Origin of the sequence: Methylomonas aurea (genome assembly GCF_024505045.1) — a bacterium.
GTDB lineage: Bacteria > Pseudomonadota > Gammaproteobacteria > Methylococcales > Methylomonadaceae > Methylomonas > Methylomonas aurea.
The window spans coordinates 1-19,813 of record NZ_JANIBM010000014.1 but is presented as its reverse complement, the minus strand read 5'-3'; the positions used below and the strand labels follow the sequence as shown (position 1 = coordinate 19,813).

General features: G+C 57.2%; 21 protein-coding genes. 6 read left to right on the top strand and 15 right to left on the bottom strand.

Annotated features, from left to right (window positions below; genetic code table 11):
* Positions 1-5: 5 nt before the first annotated feature.
* From NP603_RS12685 to NP603_RS12670, 4 genes are all read left to right on the top strand, one after another.
* Positions 6-1,595, top strand: coding sequence for a metallophosphoesterase family protein (locus tag NP603_RS12685; protein WP_256611252.1), 1,590 nt, complete (start codon positions 6-8; stop codon positions 1,593-1,595).
* Between the two features lie 74 nt (positions 1,596-1,669).
* Positions 1,670-2,254, top strand: coding sequence for a MarR family winged helix-turn-helix transcriptional regulator (locus NP603_RS12680; RefSeq protein ID WP_256611251.1), 585 nt, complete (start codon positions 1,670-1,672; stop codon positions 2,252-2,254).
* 5 nt (positions 2,255-2,259) lie between these two features.
* Entirely contained in the window at positions 2,260-2,511 is a 252-nt protein-coding gene (gene ubiK, locus NP603_RS12675; protein ID WP_256611250.1) for a ubiquinone biosynthesis accessory factor UbiK, read from the top strand.
* Between the two features lie 3 nt (positions 2,512-2,514).
* The gene (locus NP603_RS12670) at positions 2,515-4,023 is read left to right on the top strand and encodes a YifB family Mg chelatase-like AAA ATPase (protein WP_256611249.1); all 1,509 of its coding nucleotides are present in this window, start codon (positions 2,515-2,517) and stop codon (positions 4,021-4,023) included.
* Between the two features lie 4 nt (positions 4,024-4,027).
* On the opposite strand, the gene NP603_RS12665 is transcribed toward NP603_RS12670, so the two are convergent.
* The 5 genes from NP603_RS12665 to NP603_RS12645 form a co-directional block, all read right to left on the bottom strand.
* Positions 4,028-6,385 (bottom strand): xanthine dehydrogenase family protein molybdopterin-binding subunit, encoded by a 2,358-nt coding sequence (locus NP603_RS12665; protein ID WP_256611248.1) that lies wholly within the window; start codon positions 6,383-6,385, stop codon positions 4,028-4,030.
* Positions 6,382-6,849 (bottom strand): (2Fe-2S)-binding protein, encoded by a 468-nt coding sequence (locus NP603_RS12660; RefSeq protein WP_256611247.1) that lies wholly within the window; start codon positions 6,847-6,849, stop codon positions 6,382-6,384. The genes NP603_RS12665 and NP603_RS12660 overlap by 4 nt, the downstream gene beginning before the upstream one ends.
* Before the next feature lie 102 nt (positions 6,850-6,951).
* Positions 6,952-7,746, bottom strand: coding sequence for an XdhC family protein (locus tag NP603_RS12655; protein WP_256611246.1), 795 nt, complete (start codon positions 7,744-7,746; stop codon positions 6,952-6,954).
* 8 nt (positions 7,747-7,754) lie between these two features.
* A complete protein-coding gene (locus tag NP603_RS12650) occupies positions 7,755-8,327 on the bottom strand; it encodes a nucleotidyltransferase family protein (RefSeq protein ID WP_256611245.1) in 573 nt (190 codons plus the stop codon).
* A 190-nt stretch (positions 8,328-8,517) separates the two neighbouring features.
* Positions 8,518-9,120: a peroxiredoxin gene (locus tag NP603_RS12645; RefSeq protein WP_256611244.1), complete on the bottom strand. Its 603-nt coding sequence runs from the start codon at positions 9,118-9,120 to the stop codon at positions 8,518-8,520.
* A 246-nt stretch (positions 9,121-9,366) separates the two neighbouring features.
* Here NP603_RS12645 and NP603_RS12640 point away from each other — a divergent pair, with 246 nt between their 5' ends.
* Complete coding sequence (locus tag NP603_RS12640; RefSeq protein WP_256611243.1) at positions 9,367-9,879, top strand: hypothetical protein; 513 nt, start codon at positions 9,367-9,369, stop codon at positions 9,877-9,879.
* Between the two features lie 19 nt (positions 9,880-9,898).
* Here the strand turns inward: NP603_RS12640 and nadC are convergent, their stop codons facing one another.
* Positions 9,899-10,759, bottom strand: a complete 861-nt coding sequence (gene nadC, locus NP603_RS12635; RefSeq protein ID WP_256611242.1) for a carboxylating nicotinate-nucleotide diphosphorylase — start codon at positions 10,757-10,759, stop codon at positions 9,899-9,901.
* A 70-nt stretch (positions 10,760-10,829) separates the two neighbouring features.
* Here nadC and ampD point away from each other — a divergent pair, with 70 nt between their 5' ends.
* A complete protein-coding gene (ampD, locus tag NP603_RS12630; RefSeq protein WP_256611241.1) occupies positions 10,830-11,390 on the top strand; it encodes a 1,6-anhydro-N-acetylmuramyl-L-alanine amidase AmpD in 561 nt (186 codons plus the stop codon).
* Between the two features lie 24 nt (positions 11,391-11,414).
* On the opposite strand, the gene NP603_RS12625 is transcribed toward ampD, so the two are convergent.
* The 9 genes from NP603_RS12625 to NP603_RS12585 form a co-directional block, all read right to left on the bottom strand.
* On the bottom strand, positions 11,415-13,343 hold the full coding sequence (locus NP603_RS12625) for a dynamin family protein (RefSeq protein WP_256611240.1): 1,929 nt from the start codon (positions 13,341-13,343) through the stop codon (positions 11,415-11,417).
* A gap of 101 nt (positions 13,344-13,444) precedes the next feature.
* Positions 13,445-14,083, bottom strand: a complete 639-nt coding sequence (gene pyrE / locus NP603_RS12620) for an orotate phosphoribosyltransferase (RefSeq protein ID WP_256611239.1) — start codon at positions 14,081-14,083, stop codon at positions 13,445-13,447.
* Between the two features lie 48 nt (positions 14,084-14,131).
* On the bottom strand, positions 14,132-15,262 hold the full coding sequence (hemW, locus tag NP603_RS12615; RefSeq protein ID WP_256611238.1) for a radical SAM family heme chaperone HemW: 1,131 nt from the start codon (positions 15,260-15,262) through the stop codon (positions 14,132-14,134).
* A gap of 11 nt (positions 15,263-15,273) precedes the next feature.
* Positions 15,274-15,714: a VOC family protein gene (locus tag NP603_RS12610; protein ID WP_256611237.1), complete on the bottom strand. Its 441-nt coding sequence runs from the start codon at positions 15,712-15,714 to the stop codon at positions 15,274-15,276.
* 69 nt (positions 15,715-15,783) lie between these two features.
* Positions 15,784-16,866 carry a protein-glutamate methylesterase/protein-glutamine glutaminase gene (locus NP603_RS12605; RefSeq protein ID WP_256611236.1) on the bottom strand — a complete coding sequence of 361 codons (1,083 nt, stop codon included), beginning with the start codon at positions 16,864-16,866 and terminating at the stop codon, positions 15,784-15,786.
* On the bottom strand, positions 16,863-17,369 hold the full coding sequence (locus NP603_RS12600; RefSeq protein WP_256611235.1) for a chemotaxis protein CheD: 507 nt from the start codon (positions 17,367-17,369) through the stop codon (positions 16,863-16,865). Before NP603_RS12600 ends, NP603_RS12605 begins: the two co-directional genes overlap by 4 nt.
* A gap of 13 nt (positions 17,370-17,382) precedes the next feature.
* A complete protein-coding gene (locus tag NP603_RS12595; RefSeq protein ID WP_256611234.1) occupies positions 17,383-18,222 on the bottom strand; it encodes a CheR family methyltransferase in 840 nt (279 codons plus the stop codon).
* Positions 18,223-18,233: 11 nt separating this feature from the next.
* The gene (locus tag NP603_RS12590) at positions 18,234-18,794 is read right to left on the bottom strand and encodes a chemotaxis protein CheW (RefSeq protein ID WP_256611233.1); all 561 of its coding nucleotides are present in this window, start codon (positions 18,792-18,794) and stop codon (positions 18,234-18,236) included.
* Between the two features lie 10 nt (positions 18,795-18,804).
* The coding region (locus NP603_RS12585; RefSeq protein WP_256611232.1) for a methyl-accepting chemotaxis protein at positions 18,805-19,813 on the bottom strand (1,009 nt) is incomplete at its 5' end.

The window sequence follows — 19,813 nt, the reverse complement described above, 5'->3', positions numbered from 1 at the left end:
AAACGATGACAATCACCGAACAAGACCTGCAACTAACGCTGGATACGCTGCAGCCGGCGACGGCCGGTTCCGGCAAGGCCTCGAACCGGCTTTGCGTCGTGATCAGCGACGTACATTTCACCGACGGCACGGTCGGTAACCAAAGTGCCGAAGAAACGGTCTGGGCGGAGTTTTTCGCCGATTTGACCGATACTTGCCAAAATCAAGACATCGACGAGTTGACGCTGATATTGGACGGCGATGTCGTGGATATGATCCGTACCTCGGTTTGGGCTGAAGCCGGGGTTTACCCGTGGCAACGCAGCAATCCGCAATTCAAGGAATGCCTGCACAAGATCATGGACGGGATTTTGCTACTACACGACCGGCCACCTGCAAAAGGAGAGCAGTCGGGCGGATTTTTCTACCACCTGAAACAGCTCCCCGGCGACTTAAAGGATCAAAACCCGAACGTGGACCTTAACGTTCTGGTATTGCTCGGCAACCACGACAAGGAAATATTCGCCGATCCCGAGGTGCTGCGGCGGTTTTACGAGGACTGCCTGGGCCAGCCTGTTTCCAGTCTGAAACCGGAATACCGGGCCTGGATCGGCAACATGTATTTCGGCGACGCCAATCGTTTCAAAGCCACCGACAGCGTGCCGTGGCTGCCGTTTTACTGGGGCGACGCCGATTTACGGCTGTTCGTCACTCACGGCCAATGGCGCGACCGCAGCAATTCTCTGGCGATTAGCGCGACTGCCGATGTTCCGGGCTGGAATACCAAGGACGGCTGGGCAGCCAAAGCCTGGCAAAAGCTTAATTACCGGCCGTTTACCGAGGCCTGTTTCGGCGACACGGTGGCAGCCGGCGTGTTGTCCACCTTCATCTGGCACAGCAAGACCAAATTGGCTGAAGCATTCAACGAGCCCGGGGCGACAGCGCCGAATCTGACACGCATCAAGCGGATCCTGGACGAATTGGACCTTTACCGACCGAACTCGGCCGCTGTGAGCCGGATCTTGCAAGAAACCAGCCGATCATCGACCGACGCCAGGGTTCGCACCATCATCGAAAACGAGTTGTTCAGCGCATTGAAGGACTGGCTGAGCTGGGACTACACGCTGGCCAGCGCGCCAAGCTCGCAACGTCTGGGTCTGAGGCTGGCCAGATATTGGCTGAAGTTGACCGAATCGCTTTTGCAGTCGCGGATTCAATTGCAGTTCGTGCGCGGCGTGCTGAAAGTGCTGGACTGGCTGGAAAAAGTCCGGCCAAGTTCGGTGTATAGCGAGGACGGCGCCAGTTTGAAAAACCTGCTGGCCTTCCCAACCTTTCAAGAAGCTTTATTGAAACAGGGCTTTCAAATCCACGGCGAGGGGCATACCCACATCCCGCTGCAAGCCGAGGCCGATATCGACAGCCCGACGCGCAAGAATTTCACCTACGTCAATTTCGGCGCCTGGCGCGACCAAATCGTCGACAAGGAAAACGGCGGCTTCCGCCGCCGCGGCATCGGCCGTTCGTTGTATGTGTTGAATCGGCAGAAGCGGTCCGAATACCGCTATTTCGTCCGCGACAACCTGAGTTGGAGCGATCGGATGGATAAACTCGACTGATTTTAGTCCGATTATCCGACACAGGCCGGCCACAGTTAAAGGCTGTCCGGCCGGCCTGTGTTAAAATCGGGCCGATGCACGAATTAGAAACCTTCAAGCTGATCGAGCGGATCAGCGCGCTGTTGCGTTCGGAAGAACGCAGGAAATACGCAACCATCGGCTTACAACCGGTTCACGGCCAGGTCCTGGAGTACTTGGCCCGCTGCAATCGCTACAGCAATACGCATTCCGCGGTTGCCGAGTATCTGGGCCTGACCAAGGGCACCGTATCGCAAAGCATCCAAATCCTGGAACGCAAACAATATCTGGAAAAGTCGGTCGACATGCTGGACGGCCGCATTTTCCATCTAAGTTTGACCGCCGCCGGCAAACGCTTGATCGATGAACTGAGACCGTTGGATATCTTCAAGCAAGCCGAATCGCGCATCAGCCGCCAGGAAGTGGACAGCGTCGGCGAGGCTTTGCAAAATGCGCTAGGCTTATTGCAAAAAGTCAACCAATCCAAAAGTTTCGGTTTATGCCGCTCCTGCCATTATTTCCAAGTGGAACAGCACCATTACCAATGCGGCTTGACCGAACAACCGCTGGACCGCGATGATACCGACAAGATTTGCCGAGACCATTTACCGACACCCAACCCCTTTATTGACCAAGAGTGATGACCATGTTCGATCCCAAAGCCATTGACAACCTAGCCGAGCGTATCGCCGGCGCCATTCCGCCCGGTTTGACCAACCTGAAGGACGATGTCGAAAAAAACGTCCACGCCTTGCTGCAAAGCGGTTTGGCCAAACTGGATCTAGTCAGCCGCGAAGAATTCGAGGTGCAAAAATCCGTATTGGCGAAAACCCGCGCCCGCCTCGAAGAATTGGAAAAACGCGTCGCCGAACTGGAACAGCGCCTGTCGCCAGAATAAGCGATGTCGCTGGCCGTGGTTTACAGCCGGGGCCGGTCCGGCATCGACGCGCCGTTGGTAACCGTGGAGGTCCACGTCAGCAACGGTTTGCCGACGCTGAACATCGTCGGCTTGCCGGAAACTGCGGTAAAGGAAAGCAAGGATCGGGTGCGCGGCGCCATCGTCAACTCGCATTTCGAATTTCCGATCCAACGCATCACGGTCAATCTGGCACCGGCCGACCTGCCCAAAGAAGGCGGCCGCTTCGATTTGGCTATCGCCTTGGGAATTTTGGCCGCGTCCGGCCAGATCCCGAAAAATTCGTTGGCCGAATACGAGTGCATCGGCGAATTGTCGCTGGGCGGCGAGCTGCGGCCGATACCCGGCGCCCTGCCAGTGGCGATCCAGTGCCGCGACGCGCATAGGCAACTGATTCTGCCAGTTGGCTGCGTTGCCGAGGCGGCTTTGATCAAAGACGCCGGCTTGCTGCCAGCCGCACATTTGCTGGAAGTTTGCGCGCATTTGAGCGGGAATAAACCGATCGAGCCACCCGCCGAAAGCACAAGCAGCGCCGCCGCGACCTTCAGCGTCGACTTTGCCGACGTTCACGGCCAATACCATGTAAAGCGGGCGTTGGAAATCGCGGCCAGCGGTCAGCATAACCTGCTGATGCTCGGCCCGCCAGGCACCGGCAAATCCATGTTGGCGGCGCGACTGCCGACCATTCTGCCGGAATTGACCGAACAACAAGCCCAGGAAACCGCCGCGCTCGCCTCGATCAGCGACCATGGCCTGGATATCGGCCGTTGGCGGCAACCGCCGTTTCGGGCACCGCACCATACCGCCTCGGCCGCGGCCCTGGTCGGCGGCGGCAGTAACCCCAAACCCGGCGAAATTTCGCTATCGCATAACGGCGCGCTGTTTTTGGACGAACTGCCCGAATTCGACCGCAAAGTGCTGGAAGTGTTGCGCGAACCGCTGGAAACCGGCCATATCACGATATCCCGCGCCAATCGCCAAGCCGATTTTCCGGCCCGATTCCAACTGATTGCGGCGATGAACCCCTGCCCGTGCGGCTATCTGGGCGATGCCTCCGGCCGCTGCCGCTGCACCTCGGAACAAGTCGCCCGCTACCGGGCGCGAGTCTCCGGGCCGTTGCTGGACCGGATCGACATGCACCTGGAAGTGCCGCGAGTTTCGCTGGAAATGTTGCGCAAAGGTGCGGCAGATGGTGAAGAGCGCAGCGAAACCATCCGCCGCCGGGTGGTCGCGGCCCGGCAAATCGCTGATGCCCGCAGCGGCAAGCCCAACGCGGCACTGACCGCCGCCGAAGTCAAAGCCGTATGCAAACTAACGGACGCCGGCCACCAATTGCTGGAGCAGGCGATGGAGAAATTCGGCCTGTCGCATCGCGCCTACCATCGCATCCTGAAACTGGCCCGCACCATCGCCGACATGGCCGACGCAAAGGCAATCGAAATTCCCCATCTCAGCGAAGCGATCGGCTACCGCAAACTGGACCGCAACCGCTAGCGCTTCAATCCTTCAACAATTGGTCGCGAATCGGTAACTGGCGGATGCGCTGGCCGGTGGCGGCGAAAATCGCATTGCACAAGGCCGGCGCAATCGGCGGCACGCCGGGTTCGCCGACGCCGCCGAGCGGGGTGTCGTATTCCGCCGATGGCAGCAAATGCACCCGAATTTCGCGCGGGGCGTCGTCGATCCGGGTCAATTGGTAGGCATGGAAATTATCCTGTACCACCGCACCGTCCTTGAAGCTGATTTCGCCCAGCGTCGCCAAGCTGACACCCATGATGCAGGCCCCCTCCAATTGCGAGCGAATCCGCTCCGGATTGACTTGCGGCCCGCAATCGACGGCGATATCCACCCGCGGGATACTGAGCCTGCCGCCGGCGTCGACGGCAACGTCAGCCACCACCGCCACGTAGGTAACGAAGCTGTAATGCGCCGCCAAACCCAAACCGCGGCCGGCTTGAGCCGGCCGGCCCCAGCCGGACTCGCGGGTCGCGGTTTCGATCACCCGCCGCAAACGACCGGTATCCAGCGGATACAGAACCGGTGATTCGCCCTGGTTCCACATGTCTTTCAGGTCGTGCGGATCGATCCGGCGATCCGGGCCAAGCAGCTCCAGCAGAAAATCGCGGTGGTCTCGTCCGGCCGCGGCGGCCAGTTCGGCGACGAAGGATTGAATCGCGAACGCGCGCGGGATATTCGACACCGAACGAAACCAGCCGATCCGGGTATGGGCGGCGGCCGGCGGATTCTCGATCCGCAAATTCGGAATCGCGAACGGATTATTGATAACGCCCATGCCCAGTTCCACCGGCATTTGTTGCTTGCTGTCGGGTCCGAAGGTCGACGAGATCGACGGCGCCGCGGTGCGGTGCAGCCACGCCACCGGCTTGCCGGCGGCATCCAGGCCGGCCTCCAGCCGCTCCAGCGACACGGTATGAAAATAGGAATGGCGCAGATCGTCTTCGCGAGTCCAGGTCATCTTCACCGGCTTGCCGCGCATTGCCTTGGACAACAAAGCCGCTTCGATCACGTAGTCCGGTTTGGACTTGCGGCCGAATCCGCCACCAAGCAGCGTGACGTGCACCGTGACTTTCGCCACCGGCAATTTCAACCATTTGGCGACGCGCTCGCGAGTCAGTTGCGGCGCTTGGGTGCAGGTCCAGACTTCGCAGGCGCCGTTGGCGATACGCACCGTCGCAGCCGGCGGCTCCATCGGCGCCTGCGCCAGATGCGGCGCGTAATATTCGGCTTCCAGGCGTTTGGCCGCATTTTGCAACGCAGCATCGACGTCGCCCTCGTTCCGCACCACTTTGCCCGGCGCCCTGGCCGCAGCTTCCAGTTCGGCCTTGTACGCGGCCGAATCGTAAACGGCGTGCGGCCCGTGGTCCCATTCGATCGTTAAGGCCTTACGACCCTGGATTGCCGCCCAGGTATTGCGCGCGATCACCGCAACGCCACCCAGCGGATTGAAATCGGCCGGCAACGGACTGCTCGGCAATTCCACGACTTTAACCACACCGGGGACTTTCATGGCCGCACTGGCGTCGTAGCTCACCACTTTACCGCCCAGCACCGGCGGCCGCGCGGCAACGGCATACAGCATATCTTTCAAATGAATATCGATACCGTATTGCGCCGCGCCGGACACGATGTCCCGACCGTCGTACAAACCTTGCTTGCCCTTGCCGATGTAACGAAACTGGTCGGCAGTTTTCAAGCGCAGGCTATCGCGCGCCGGTACCGGCAATTTCGCGGCAGCCTTGGCCAATGCGCCGTAATCCAGGGTGCGGCCGGTCGGTATATGCAAAACGGCGTGGCGCTCGGCCCGCACTTCGCTGATCGCCACCCGCCAATGTCGGGCCGCTGCGGTTTCCAGCATGTGCCGGGCGGCGGCGCCAACCCGGCGCATCGGCTGAAAAAAGTGGCGGGTGCTGCGCGAGCCGTCGGTATCCTGGTTGCCGAAGCGCGCCTCGTCGCCGGGCGCTTGCACCACCTTGACCCGCTCCCAATCGGCTTCCATTTCGTCGGCGACCACCATCGGCAGACTGGTGCGCACCCCCTGGCCCATTTCCGAGCGGTGGCAGACGATGGTCACGGCGCCGTCGGCGGCAATCGCGACGAATATCAAAGGGTTGTCGACCCAACCGTGCGGCATCGCCTCGGCGCCGAATTTTTCGGCTTGCGCCGGTGCGGCGGTTTCGTCGGCTTGCACAAGCTGCGGCATGCCGACCGCCAACACCAAACCGGTCAAGGCTAAATCCTTCAAAAATTCGCGGCGGCTGACGTTAGCGATTTCTAAGTCGCTTCCCGCCGCCGGGCCGCTGCCGGCAGTCTCAAAATCCTGAGCCAAGCGGTTCATGGCTGCACCTCCGTTTTAGCAGCGGCCTGCTTTATCGCGGCCCTGATTCTAGGGTAGGTACCGCAACGGCAGATATTGCCGCTCATGGCTTTATCGATGTCGGCATCGTCGGGCTGCGGCTTTTGCTTCAGCAACGCCGTCGCGGCCATGATCTGGCCCGATTGGCAATATCCGCATTGGGGCACGCATAAATCCAGCCAGGCATCCTGCACCTTCTTGCCGACGGCGTCCTGAGCTATGGCCTCTATGGTAACGATGGCTTTGCCCTCTGCGGCCGAAATCGGCGTCACGCAAGCGCGGACCGGCTGGCCGTCCATATGCACGGTACAGGCTCCGCACATCGAGATACCGCAACCGAACTTAGTGCCGGTCAAACCCAATTCGTCGCGTAACAGCCACAATAACGGCGTGTCGGGAGGCAAACGGGTTTTTCGGCTTTTGCCGTTGATGTTGAGTATGGTCATCTGGCGCTCCCCTGGGTTCGTTGGATGCGTTAACAATCGTAGCTAGACCGGAATTGGCCGAGGATGTTACACGCCGGTTTGCGACCGGTAAAGGTCGGCGGATCAGGCCGGCGCTAGTGCCCGACTCAGCGGCAAGCCGCTGCCGCCGCGGCGAATCGCGACCATTTCGCTGACGATGGACAACGCGATCTCTTCCGGCGATTTCGCTGCCAAATCCAATCCGGCCGGAGCCCTGACTTTGGCCAATGCAGCTTGCGGGAAGCCCTCGCCAGCCAATCGATCCAGCACCAACTTTGCCCGTTTGCGACTGGAAACCAAGGCGATGTAACACGCTTCGGAATGCAAAGCTTGGCTCAGCGCATCGTAATCGCCCTTGTGGTGAGTGGCGATCACGACGAAATCGCCGGGGCCGGGTTGGAGTTGCCGATACCTGAGATCATCGTCGATTAGCTTGGTCGCAGCCGGAAAGCGGTCGGTGGACGCTTGCGGATCGTCGACGATCACGTCGAAGCCAAGCCGATGGGCAAATTCGCAAACCGCCTCGACGATGCGGCCGTGGCCCAGCAACCACAGTTGCGGCTTGGGCAGCACCGGCTCCACGTACACCCGCATCGCGCCACCGCAAGGCATGCCGGCGCCGAATATTTCGTCGTTTAAATCGATATCGATCACGCACGGTTCTCCGGTTTTCAGACACTCCAATGCGGCTCGGGCCACCATGGACTGCGCACATCCGCCGCCAACCCACCCGACCAGGACCTGACCGTTGTGATCCAACAACGCTTTCGCCGCCGGCTTTGCCGACGAAGAGCCCAAAATTTCGGTGACCGTGGCCAACGCGTAAGGCCGGCGTTGTTCGCGCAACAAAAGTTGCAGATCGAGTATGTCGAGAATCACGCTGTTATTTATACTTGGACAAGATCGGTTGGCATATCAACGTCGCGCAGAATACCTGGATCGGCGACTTCGACCAATTGCAATTGCGAACTGTGCCGCTCGATCACGCTTTTCGCACCGTTATCGCCGTGCAAAGCGAGCAAATCGGTGGCCAAATGCCTGGCAAATCCGACCGGGTGGCCGCGCCGACCTTCCCGGCAGGGCGCAACAATTGCCGCGCCGTTTCGCAACGCATCCGCTACCAAAGCAACGGTTTGCGGCGCAATCCAAGGCATGTCTGCCAAAGCGACCAGCCAGGCATCGGCACTAGCGCCGGCGGCAATCCCGCAAGCCAGGCTGGCACCCATGCCGCTATCGGCGCCCTCGCAAACGACTACCCGAGCCCCAGCCGCTTCCAGCATCGCAGCAACGCCGTCAGCCCCTGGACGCACCACCGCCAACACCCGATCCACCGCTTGGGCTAAATTGCGGCAGGCTTGCTCGGCAACGGCTAAGCCGCTGGGAAGCGTATGACTGAGTTTATTGCCGCCGAAGCGCCGACTCGCGCCCGCCGCTAGCAGTATTCCGGTAATTTGCGCCATCGGCTGATTGCGGTTGAGTTAAGTCGAATGCCATTGTCGACACCTTAGCACCGGCCGTATCGACAGACAATATTCCGGCAGGAGTTGCCCCTCATTTATGCTATAGCACTGTCGCCTCTGCTATTTTGTCGGCCAAAAAAAAGGCGTATCGCCGCAACGATACGCCCCGTTTTCCGATGCCGGCTAATGCTTACAATTTGTCAGCATTTTTGCTCAGATATTCAGCCACACCCGCTGGGTTGGCGCTCATACCGGCGTCGCCTTTGTTCCAGCCGGCCGGGCAGACTTCGCCGTGCTCTTCGTGGAATTGCAGCGCGTCCACCATGCGCAACATTTCGTCGAAGTTACGGCCCAGAGGGAGGTCGTTAACCACTTGGTGACGAACAACACCGGACTTGTCGATCAGGAAGCTACCACGATAAGCCACGCCGATAGCGGATTCGACATCGTAGTCTTGTGCGATCGTATGTTTCAGGTCGGCCGCCAGGGTATAACGGACCGGGCCGATACCGCCTTGGTTGACCGGAGTGTTACGCCAGGCGTTGTGAGTGAAGTGTGAATCGATGGAAACACCGATGACTTCGACGCCGCGACTTTTGAATTCGTCGATACGGTGGTCCAAAGCAATCAATTCGCTGGGGCAAACGAAAGTAAAGTCCAGCGGATAGAAGAAAAGTACCGCATATTTGCCGCGAGTTGCTTCAGAAAAGCTGAAAGAGTCAACAATTTGGCCGTCGCCCAACACCGCAGGAACTGTAAAATCAGGGGCTTGCTTACCTACTAAAACGCTCATCGATTTTTCTCCATATTTATTTATAAAACAGAAGGTTAAGACATTTTTTCCGCCTCTGCGAGAAGGCTGAACCCTATTCTACACTAAATTAGTTGGTAATCGCCTAATAATCCCCGCAAATTCCGCTTGCAAGACAGTAAATTTCGCGCTAACGTGTAATCCACGGCTTACATAAATAACAGACGGTCTGCGTACATTGTTATTCACCTCTATGCGGGCTGTTGTCAAACACCTGGTTTACGACGTATGGCAAAAGTAAAACACATCACTGAACCCGACGCATTCGGCTTCCAAGTCCGTATCGTCCGCCGCGGCAAAGAAAGCAGCCGCTATTTTTCCCACAAGTTGTGGGGCAGCAAAACCAAATCGCTGAAGGCGGCCATCACTTGGCGCGACCAGATGTTGGTCGTACTTAAAGGCAGTAAAACCCGCTTTCTGAAACCGCCGAAAAACAAAACCACGACCGGAGTGACTGGCGTTTCCAGAACCATTAAATTCGACCACCGCAAGGACAAAAGTTATCTTTGCTACACGGTGTTCTGGGTGAAAGACGGCAAGTCGCGCAATAAAACCTTCCAGGTCGGCAACGTCGAAACAGTAACTGCGGATGACGAATTACATGCCTTCAGAACCGCCCGCCTGTTCCGTAGCTGCTACGAACACGCCATCGACCACGACGCTCAATTCGACGACAGCAAATTTGCCAACTGGAAAAAATTGCGACTCTATGAAAACGAGATGTTGAACGCTGTCAGCTGAGTGCGCTTGCAAGACCGGATTAGCCGATGCGCATATCGATGCGCATCGATAAATCCACTGCTTTGATATTTTTGGTCAGTGCGCCGATCGAAATAAAATCGACTCCGGTTTCAGCGACGCTACGGATGTTTTGCAGCGTGATATTGCCGGAAGCTTCCAATTCGACTTGCCCCTGATTGCGGCTAACCGCCACTACCAAGTCCGGCAAGCTAAAGTTGTCCAACATCACCCGATCCGGCTTTGCCAGCAAAGCCTGCTCGAACTCGTACAAGTTTTCAACCTCCACCTCTACCGGCACGTTTGCCTGGCTCCTGGCGGCACGCACCGCTTCTGCAATGGACCCGGCGGCCAAAATATGGTTTTCCTTGATCAAAATGGCGTCGAACAAGCCGATCCGGTGATTGAAACAACCGCCGCACTGCACTGCGTACTTTTGCGCCAGCCGCAATCCGGGCAAGGTTTTGCGCGTATCCAACACTTTACAGCCGGTGCCGGCCACCGCATTCGCATATTCGCGGGCGACGCTGGCGGTGGCGGACAGCGTTTGCAGCAGATTCAGCGCAGTGCGCTCGCCAGTCAACAGAGCCCTGGCCGGGCCGCTCAGACGGCACAGCACCGTATCGGCGGCCGCCCAATCGCCGTCGCTACATAGCCATTCGATCGCCAACTGCGGGCTGAGCCGTTCGAACACGGCATCGAACCAAGCAGTACCGCACACCACCATGCCCTCGCGGGTAATAACGGTTGCGCTGGCCTGTATCGCTTCCGGAACGATTTTAGCGGTCAAATCGCCGTCGCCGATATCTTCGGCTAAATAGCGCTCTATTTCTGCAGGGTTTGGTTGCATGGTGTGGCTGGCGGTCTGAAACGATGGCAGCATTATAAACAAAGCCGGACGGCCGTGGCCTATCCGGGCGCGGTACAATGCTGCGATTGCCGGAGCGACAACGATGAAAATCCAAGACCATTATCTGGATCAAGCCCACCAAGTCCCGTCCCCGAATTGCGACGACAGGCCCGACGCACAAGACATCACGCTGCTGGTGATTCATTGCATCAGTTTGCCACCGGAACAATTCGGCGGGCCGTATATTGATCAGTTGTTCTGTAACCGGCTCGATCCTAACGCCGATCCCTATTTCCGGGAGATCCACCAGTTACAGGTATCGGCACACTTGCTGATCCGCCGCGACGGTAGTATCCGCCAGTACGTTCCATTCAACCGCCGAGCTTGGCATGCCGGTGTTTCGAATTATCGGGGCCGCGAACGCTGCAACGATTTCTCTATCGGGATCGAATTGGAAGGCTCGGTCACGCAAGCCTATACCGATGCGCAGTACGCGAAATTGGCCGACGCGGTTACAGCCCTGCTGGCGACATATCCCGGCTTATCCGCGCAAAGGATTGCCGGTCATAGCGACATTGCCCCGCAACGCAAGGAGGATCCTGGCCCGCTATTCGACTGGCAGCGGCTCCACGATTTGCTCAACGCGAGCAGAATCGAATGGTAAAGGCCTGGCGAAACGCCAGACCGGCTAGTCCGCAGGCTCCAAATGCACGGATTTCATGATATCCAGCAACTCCTGGTACTGGGCTTGCAACGGCCCCAACTCGGCTTCCAGTTGGGCGATACTTTCCGCCAAACCGCCTTTGGACTCGTTGATCTTGCGCAACATGACCAATCGGCTTTCGATCTGTCTTTTATGGTCTTTGATCTGGTGCATTAACGGCGATAACACGCTGTTGCTCCAGGTTATCGCATCGCGTTGCGCCTGCTGCAGTATGTTGCGCGCCTTGGCGATCAAAGTGTTGTAGAGCTTATTGACCACGATGCTTTGCTCGGTCATTGTGGTTCTGGCGCTGTTGCGGAACGCTTCGCCTTCCTCGAAAATCTGCTCCAATTCGAATTGGTGCTGTTTGATCGAGAACAATTGCGGCTCGATTTCCTTGAAGCCGTATTCATCCTGGAATTTCTTATGAATAGCCTTGATCAGGCGCCGAGTTTCTTCGGTTAAATCCACCGAATCCTGCAATAAATCGCGCAATTCGTCGAACAGCTTGCGCATGTTCTGTTTCATGCCGTAGGTGGTCAGGCTTTTGCTCATGTCCTCCTTGGTACGGCGAATGATCTCGTCGATCTTTTCCTTGGCGAACGAATCGATCAGCATTTTCGCCTGCACGGCAAACACTTTCCGGCTGGCCTGAAAGTTTTCGATGTTGGCCATATAGGCGTTTTGCCGGTCGCGGGTTTCCGCCATCAACTTGCCGGTCAATTCCTGGTTTTCGAAATCAACCTGCTTGAACTCTTCCAACTGCTTCTGGGCATGGTTGATCTTGGCCTCCATCAACTTGACCGACTCGCTGATCAGGAAACCGATTTCCTTATCCACCACGCCTTTCAGAATATCGCGGCGTTGATTCAAAATATCTTCGGACAGGTAATTCTCGAGTTGCCGCAGCCGGCTCTTTTCCAGCAAAGCATCGTCGCCTTTAACTTTTGCGAGCAGCGCCTGCTTGGCCGAGACCGGGAAGATAACCTCTTTTTCCAGATTCAGGATCATCGCCGAAGTCTCGATCTGCTTTTGGATCGCGGCCTCGTACCCGGTTTCGCCGGCCAAATCGTCCCACATCGAGTCGATCTTGTTCATCACCACGGCCAAGCCCTGGCGGCGGTTTCCGCGCGAACTGCAGACGTGGCTCTTCCACATTTCCAAATCGCTCTTGGTCACGCCGGTGTCGGCCGCCAACACGAAGACGATAGCCTGGGCGCTCGGCAGCATGCTCAAGGTCAACTCCGGCTCGGTGCCTAACGCGTTCAGGCCCGGAGTGTCCAAAATGCACAAACCCTCTTTCAACAACGGATGCGGGAAACTGATCATAGCGTGACGCCAGCACGGAACTTCGACGAATTCCGGATTGATGATGCCCTGCTCGGCGGCTTCGCGCTCGTTCCAGAGTCCGAGCTTGTCGGCCACATCCTTAGATACCTTTTTCGTCGCGATCAACTCGCGGAACGCTTCCTGCATCTGGGTCGGGGAATCACAGTTCAAATCGATCTGGGTCCAGCGGTCCGGGTTGCGCTTGTAGTCCATCAGCGAGATGTCTTCCAAGCGGCTTTCGATATTCAACAGTCGGATGTAACTGCCGCCTTTTTCGTCCCAAAACAATTCGGTGGGCGACATCGTAGTGCGCCCCGGCGAGGAGGGCAGCAAACGCACGCCGGTTTCGGCAAAAAACAGCGAATTGATCAATTCGGTCTTGCCGCGGGAAAACTCGGCGACGAACGCCAACGTCACGCGGTCGTTATGCAAGCCCTGCAAAATGTTGAGCAAGGTATCGGTACTTTGCGGATCGTTGAACCGGTAGCGATTACGCCAGTCGCGATACATCTCGATGCCCTGAATCAGTTGTTCGCGCCAATGCGTGTACTCGTGCAACTGATCTTTAAATTCCAGATTTCTCATGGCTCGCCTTTGTGCTGACTGTACTCAATATGGGGGCTGATAGTAACGGCTAAGTGTAGACCAATAATCCACAAGCATTAGCCGGTAGCGCGCGTCGCGGCTCAAATTCCGTATTGTTGGCGGTAAGCGCGAATCACCGGCAATTTGTCGGCAAAAGCCGGGTCTTGAGCGATAAACTCGATGATGTCGGCCAAACCGATAATCGCCAATACCGGTACGCCGAATTGGGCCGACACTTCCTGCACCGCCGACAACTCGTTTTGGCCCTTTTCCTGGCGGTCCAACGCAATCACGACGCCGGCAACGGTCGCGCCGGCGGCGCCAATGATATCCACCGATTCGCGCACCGAAGTCCCGGCGGTAATCACATCGTCCAGAATCCAGACCTTGCCTTGCAGCGGCGCACCGACCAGCGTGCCGCCCTCGCCATGGTCTTTGGCTTCCTTGCGGTTGAAGGCAAACGGGATGTCGGCTTTCAACCGGGAATAAGCGATCGACGTCGTACTGACCAACGGGATGCCCTTATAGGCCGGGCCGTATAACACGTCGACTTCTACGCCGGCATTAATCAGCGTCTGCGCGTAAAACCGGCCTAGCTGGTCGAGTTGGGCGCCGGTATTGAACAAACCGGTATTGAAAAAATAAGGGCTGATCCGCCCCGACTTTAATTGAAATTCGCCGAACTTCAGCACTCCGCAATCCAAGGCGTACTGAATAAACTGTTTCTGGTAATCGAGCATGATGGGAATGTTACAAAATCAAATAGCGCTCATTATAACCGTGCCCCACTAATCGATAAATTTTTCTAGGACCAGATCCAGCAAATCCCAACCCCGCTCCGTGCAGGTGTAGCGCGTTTCTTGGCGGCTTAACAAGCCATGTTCCAGACAAATCGCCAAACCAGGTTGCAAGCTTGGTTCAGCCAAACCGGTTGCGGCATGAAACTGCGCCAAATCGAAGCCGGCCTTCAGGCGCAATTGGTTCATCAAATATTCCAGCGGCAACTGTTTTACCGCAATCGGTTCCGGTTTTGCGGCCCATCCGCCGCGCAAATACTGCTCCGGGCTTTTCGGCTTGACGGTACGCACAATGTCGGCGGGCAAACTTCGGCTGATTTTGCCATGGGCGCCGGCACCGATGCCGAGGTAATCGCCGAATTGCCAATAGTTTTTGTTATGCCGCGATTCCCGGCCGGGTTTGGCGTAAGCCGAAACTTCATATTGACGGAAGCCGTGGTCGGCCATTAATTGCTGGCAGCGTTTCTGTGCGGAGAATATCGCATCGCCGTCCGGCAAACTGGGCGGAAATTTGTGGAAGTAGGTGTTGGGCTCCAGCGTCAACTGGTAAAACGAAATATGCGTCGGCGCCAGATCGATCGCGGTTTGCACGTCGGCCAGCATCTGTTCGGGAGTTTGTTCCGGCAAACCGAACATCAGGTCCAGATTGAAGTTGTCGAATCCGGCCTTTGCTGCAATCTCCACCGCTGCAGCGGCTTCTGCGGCGGAATGCACCCGCCCTAGGATTTGCAAGTGACGATCGGAAAAGGTCTGGATGCCAATGGACAGGCGATTGATGCCCAAGGCCCGGAATTCGGCAAATTTGGCGCTCTCGAAGGTTCCCGGATTGGCTTCCAGCGTAATCTCGCAATCCGCGGCCAATTCGACCTGCTGCCTTATCCCGACAAACAAGCGATCGAGCGCGTCCGGCGTAAATAAGCTGGGGGTTCCGCCGCCCATGAAAATACTGCCGATTTCGCGCTGCGTCGCCAGCAAACTCAAGTCCGACCGCAAGTCGGCCAGTAAGGCGTCGATATAAAGTTGCTCCGGAATCGGCTCTTTAACGGCGTGCGAATTGAAGTCGCAATAGGGGCATTTGCGGATACACCACGGAAAATGAATGTACAGGCTTAACGGTAGCAACGGCCTATGCCTTACCAAACGCCGGTATTCGCCATAGACGCCCAAGGCTCTTGCGGCGGCAATGCAGCGCCTTTTTGCAGCAACTCGATGGAAATCTGGTCCGGAGAACGAATGAAAGCCATGTAGCCGTCGCGCGGCGGCCGATTGATGGTAACGCCTTGATCGGCCAACTTTTGACAGATTGCGTAGATATCGTCCACTTCGAACGCCACATGGCCGAAATTGCGGCCGCCGCCGTAATCTTCCGTATCCCAGTTGTAAGTCAGCTCCAGCAGCGGTGCATCGTTCCCTGTACCGCTTTGCCGGTCTTGCGGTGCCGCCAAATACACCAGAGTAAAGCGCCCGGCTTCGCTTTCCATGCGCCGAACCTCGGCCAGACCTAATTTGTTGCAGTAAAAGTCGAGCGATTCGGCGAGATCTTTCACCCGCACCATCGTATGTAAATAACGCATGACGGCCCCCGGAAATAAAAAGCCAATTATGACCGAGACGGCGGCGGAATTTGAGTTTTTTGAAACGAATTACTTGCCGTATTGCTCGATCAGGCTCGCAATTGCCTGCAATGGCAGTTCCTGTTGCACCGCACCCAATTTCACCGCTTCCTTGGGCATACCGTACACGACGCACGTTTTTTCGTCCTGGCCGGCAGTACGGGCGCCAGCCGCCAGCATTTCTTTCAGGCCGCGCGCGCCGTCGTCGCCCATCCCGGTCATGATGATGCCCAACGCATTCTTGCCGGCCCATTTCGCCACCGAGCGGAACAGCACGTCGACCGACGGCCGGTGCCGATTCACCAACGGGCCGTCCTGGACTTCGACCACGTATTGCGCTCCGCTGCGTTTGACCGTCATATGTTTGCCGCCCGGTGCGATCAAGGCACGGCCGGGGATAACCCGGTCGCCACTGACCGCCTCCTTGACTTCTATTTCGCAGATGCCGTTCAAGCGCGCGGCAAAGGCGTCGGTAAATTTTTCCGGCATATGCTGCACGATAACGATACCCGGCGCGATCCGCGACAACTGGGTCAACACTACTTCCAAAGCCTGGGTTCCGCCGGTGGATGTGCCGATGGCCACCAAGCGGTCGGTGGTCGCCGCCATCGCCGACGCTTGAGCGCCAGCGGCAGCCGGGGTAACTTCCAACGGTTTCGCTGGCCGGGCGTGAGACGCCATCGTCATCGCCTTCATCCGCCGCATATCGGTCATGGCTGCCGCTTTCACCGCATGCACAATGTCGCCGCTATCGTCTTCCAAAAAGGCTTTCAAGCCGGCCTTGGGCTTAGTGACGATGCCGGTAGCACCCGCCGACAAGGCCTGCATCGTGGTTTCGGCACCTTTTTCTGTGAGGGTCGAACAAATCACCACCGGCGTCGGCCGCACCGACATGATCTTTTTCAGAAAAGTAATGCCGTCCATCCGCGGCATTTCCACGTCCAACACGACCACATCCGGCCAATCCTGATTCATTCTAGCCATCGCGAAGATCGGGTCCGATACCGAACCGATGACTTCGATGTCGGCCGACTTGTTTAATAACTGAGTCAACACTTGGCGCACTACCGCCGAATCGTCGACGATCAGCACCCTGATTTTTTTTCCGTTCATGCCCGCACCCGCTCCAACCCTTTCGAAACGTGCCGCATCCAGACGTGCCCGCTCCACAAATCGAAAATCACATTTCGGTGGCCGGTACCGCCCAAGTGTTCGGCTTTAATTTTGAATCCGTGATGGGCCAACAAGGTTCTGCCGGCTATCACATTGCTGTCCGGTACGCTAATTCGATCCGATTGAGTTTGCCCAGGAAACTGGTCACCGCCACCAAACATTTTCACTTCGTAATCCTTCGGCGCCGTGTTTGATTCTCTCAACTCATCCATAAACATCAACAACGCATCGTCGGCATAACGCCCATCAAGTCCCTTGCGACGATTCAGCCTGCGGTTTCCCGGCAGCATGAAATGGCACATACCGCCGATATACAATTTCGGGTGCCACAATGTGATCGCCACGCACGACCCCAAAACCGTCCTAATCCTAGTCTCTCTGTCGCCAAAATACAGCTCGCCCGGCTGTAAAAATATCTCTAGAAAGAATTCCGGCTTGTTCATGCCGCGCCCGAATTCAAGCGTTCGCCGCCTTGCGGTAGATGGACGGCGTAACGATTTGCAAATCGGTCTTCATGCCGTTTAGCGACTCCGAATGGCTGACGAAAAAGTAGCCGCCCGGCAACAGGTAGTTGGTGATACGTTCCAGCAAACGCTGCTTGGTTTCCATGTCGAAGTAGATCATCACGTTACGTAGAAAAATCACATCGAACATTTCCAAGTTAGGCAAGTTACCGATCAGATTGGCGTAAACGAACTTGACGCGCTTGCGCAACGCCGGATCGATCAAAAAATAGCCGTCGAAATCGCCGGTACCTTTCAAGCAATATTTCTTCAACAGCGCTTGCGGAATCTTTTCCGCCCCATGGTTCGGATATAGGCCGCGCCGAGCCTTTTCCAAGATCCGATTGGAGATATCGGTTCCGACAATTTCCCACTGGCCGAACCGGGTTTGATTGGCTAGTAGCATCGCCATGGTATAAGCCTCCTCGCCGCTGGAACTCGCTGCGCTCCAGACCCGGAATGTCCGGCCAGACGAATGTTGCGGCAGAATATGCTGGGTCAGGAAATCGAAATGCTTGGGTTCGCGGAAAAAATAGGTTTCGTTCGTGGTCAACAAATCGATCGCCATGGTGGTTTCGTTTTCGAAGCCCGGCCGGCCGAACAGACGGAAATATTCGGTATAGCTGTCCAAACCGTGGTGCCGCAGTCGCTTCTCCAAGCGCCCCACCACCATCGCCTGCTTGTTATCGTTCAGCACGATTCCGGCGCGCTTGTAGAGGAAGTCCCTGATCCAGGCGAATTCATGCTGATGCAAGACGGGAGCAGTGCCGGACAAATGGTTAGTGGCGGCCATTACCATCCCCCTCATTCTCCTGTTCCTTCCGGGGCAAGTCCGAAAACGGTCTGCCCCAAGTCCGCCATCTCATCCACCGAAAGCACTTTGCCGACATTCAACAAAATCACGAAGCGGTTATCCCGTTTCGCCATACCGCTAATGAAATCCGGTCGGATACCGGTGCCGAAACTGGGTGGCGGCTCAATATCTTGCGGACCGATGTCCACCACCTCGTTCACCGCGTCGACAATAATGCCGATATCCTGGTTATGCCCCTCATCATGCTCGCCGACGGCAGTTTCGACAATAACAATCCCGGTGCGTTTGGCTATTTGCGTAACGCCTTTGCCGAATCTGGCCATCAAGTCGATAACCGGCACCACGCTGCCGCGCAAATTAATCACGCCACGCACGAACGACGGCATCATCGGCACTTCGGTGAGTTGGCCGTAATCGATAATTTCCTTGATATTCAAAATCCCCAGTGCATAAACCTCGCCGCCTAGCACAAACGTCAAATATTGGCCTGCAGCAGCCAGAGATCCGGCTGCCGTCGGCAACTGGTTGGATGTAGTCGCGATCGCCCCCATGCCCACCCCCTTAGAAACGTTCGAATTGGCTCATGTCGAATTCCGCCTCGCCTTCGTAGTCAGGGCTCGAATGCGAAACCGGTTTTACCTTTTCCACCCGCCGCGAGGCTTTTGGGGAGCGCCGCGCCGCGCCGCTACCACCGCGGCCGATTTTGAAGAACGCCATCAGCGACTGCAGTTGTTCGGACTGGCCGGTCATTTCTTCCGCCGTCGCCGCTAACTCTTCGCTGGCCGAGGCGTTTTGCTGGGTGATTTGGTTCATTTGGTTCATGGCGTTGTTGACTTGGCTGACGCCGGCCGATTGCTCTTGCGACGCCGCCGCGATCTCTTGCACCAGGTCGGAGGTTTTGGCGATGCTGGGCACGATTTCGTCCAGCAACTTGCCGGCCGTTTCCGCCGTTTTCACGCTGCTGCCCGCCAGTTCGCCGATTTCCTGCGCCGCCACTTGGCTGCGTTCCGCCAATTTGCGCACTTCGGCCGCCACCACCGCAAAGCCCTTGCCGTGGTCGCCGGCCCGCGCCGCTTCGATTGCTGCGTTCAGGGCCAGCATGTTGGTTTGGTAGGCGATGTCGTCGATGATGCCGATTTTAGCGGCGATTTCTTTCATCGCGTCTACGGTTTGTTTCACGGCTGCGCCGCCTTCCACCGCTTCTTTGGAGGCTTTGCCGGCCATGCCGTCGGTGACTTTGGCGTTTTCAGCGTTCTGGTTGATGCTGGCCGCCATTTCTTCGATGCTGGAGCTGGTTTCTTCGACGCTGGCCGCTTGTTCGCTGGCCGCTTGCGACAGCGATTGCGAGGTGGAGCTGATTTGTTCGGCGGCATTGGTCAGTTGGTCGGCGGCCATGATCACTTCGCCGATGGTTTTCGACAGGTTGGCGATGGTGTTGTTGACGGTGTCTTTGAAGTCGCCGAGTTGGCCTTTGTAGTCGCCGTTGATGCTGCGGGTCAGGTCGCCTTGTTCGACCAGACTTAGCACGTCAACTGCTTCGTTCAGCGGGCCGATCACGCCGTCCAGCGTG

What these genes read in the sequence shown, in the direction of transcription:
- NP603_RS12685 (WP_256611252.1), top strand. Translation starts at nt 6, where the DNA reads ATGACAATCACCGAACAAGACCTGCAACTAACGCTGGATACGCTGCAG.
- NP603_RS12680 (WP_256611251.1), top strand. Translation starts at nt 1,670, where the DNA reads ATGCACGAATTAGAAACCTTCAAGCTGATCGAGCGGATCAGCGCGCTG.
- ubiK (WP_256611250.1), top strand. Translation starts at nt 2,260, where the DNA reads ATGTTCGATCCCAAAGCCATTGACAACCTAGCCGAGCGTATCGCCGGC.
- NP603_RS12670 (WP_256611249.1), top strand. Translation starts at nt 2,515, where the DNA reads ATGTCGCTGGCCGTGGTTTACAGCCGGGGCCGGTCCGGCATCGACGCG.
- NP603_RS12665 (WP_256611248.1), bottom strand. Translation starts at nt 6,385, where the DNA reads ATGAACCGCTTGGCTCAGGATTTTGAGACTGCCGGCAGCGGCCCGGCG.
- NP603_RS12660 (WP_256611247.1), bottom strand. Translation starts at nt 6,849, where the DNA reads ATGACCATACTCAACATCAACGGCAAAAGCCGAAAAACCCGTTTGCCT.
- NP603_RS12650 (WP_256611245.1), bottom strand. Translation starts at nt 8,327, where the DNA reads ATGGCGCAAATTACCGGAATACTGCTAGCGGCGGGCGCGAGTCGGCGC.
- NP603_RS12645 (WP_256611244.1), bottom strand. Translation starts at nt 9,120, where the DNA reads ATGAGCGTTTTAGTAGGTAAGCAAGCCCCTGATTTTACAGTTCCTGCG.
- NP603_RS12640 (WP_256611243.1), top strand. Translation starts at nt 9,367, where the DNA reads ATGGCAAAAGTAAAACACATCACTGAACCCGACGCATTCGGCTTCCAA.
- nadC (WP_256611242.1), bottom strand. Translation starts at nt 10,759, where the DNA reads ATGCTGCCATCGTTTCAGACCGCCAGCCACACCATGCAACCAAACCCT.
- ampD (WP_256611241.1), top strand. Translation starts at nt 10,830, where the DNA reads ATGAAAATCCAAGACCATTATCTGGATCAAGCCCACCAAGTCCCGTCC.
- NP603_RS12625 (WP_256611240.1), bottom strand. Translation starts at nt 13,343, where the DNA reads ATGAGAAATCTGGAATTTAAAGATCAGTTGCACGAGTACACGCATTGG.
- pyrE (WP_256611239.1), bottom strand. Translation starts at nt 14,083, where the DNA reads ATGCTCGATTACCAGAAACAGTTTATTCAGTACGCCTTGGATTGCGGA.
- NP603_RS12610 (WP_256611237.1), bottom strand. Translation starts at nt 15,714, where the DNA reads ATGCGTTATTTACATACGATGGTGCGGGTGAAAGATCTCGCCGAATCG.
- NP603_RS12605 (WP_256611236.1), bottom strand. Translation starts at nt 16,866, where the DNA reads ATGAACGGAAAAAAAATCAGGGTGCTGATCGTCGACGATTCGGCGGTA.
- NP603_RS12600 (WP_256611235.1), bottom strand. Translation starts at nt 17,369, where the DNA reads ATGAACAAGCCGGAATTCTTTCTAGAGATATTTTTACAGCCGGGCGAG.
- NP603_RS12595 (WP_256611234.1), bottom strand. Translation starts at nt 18,222, where the DNA reads ATGGCCGCCACTAACCATTTGTCCGGCACTGCTCCCGTCTTGCATCAG.
- NP603_RS12590 (WP_256611233.1), bottom strand. Translation starts at nt 18,794, where the DNA reads ATGGGGGCGATCGCGACTACATCCAACCAGTTGCCGACGGCAGCCGGA.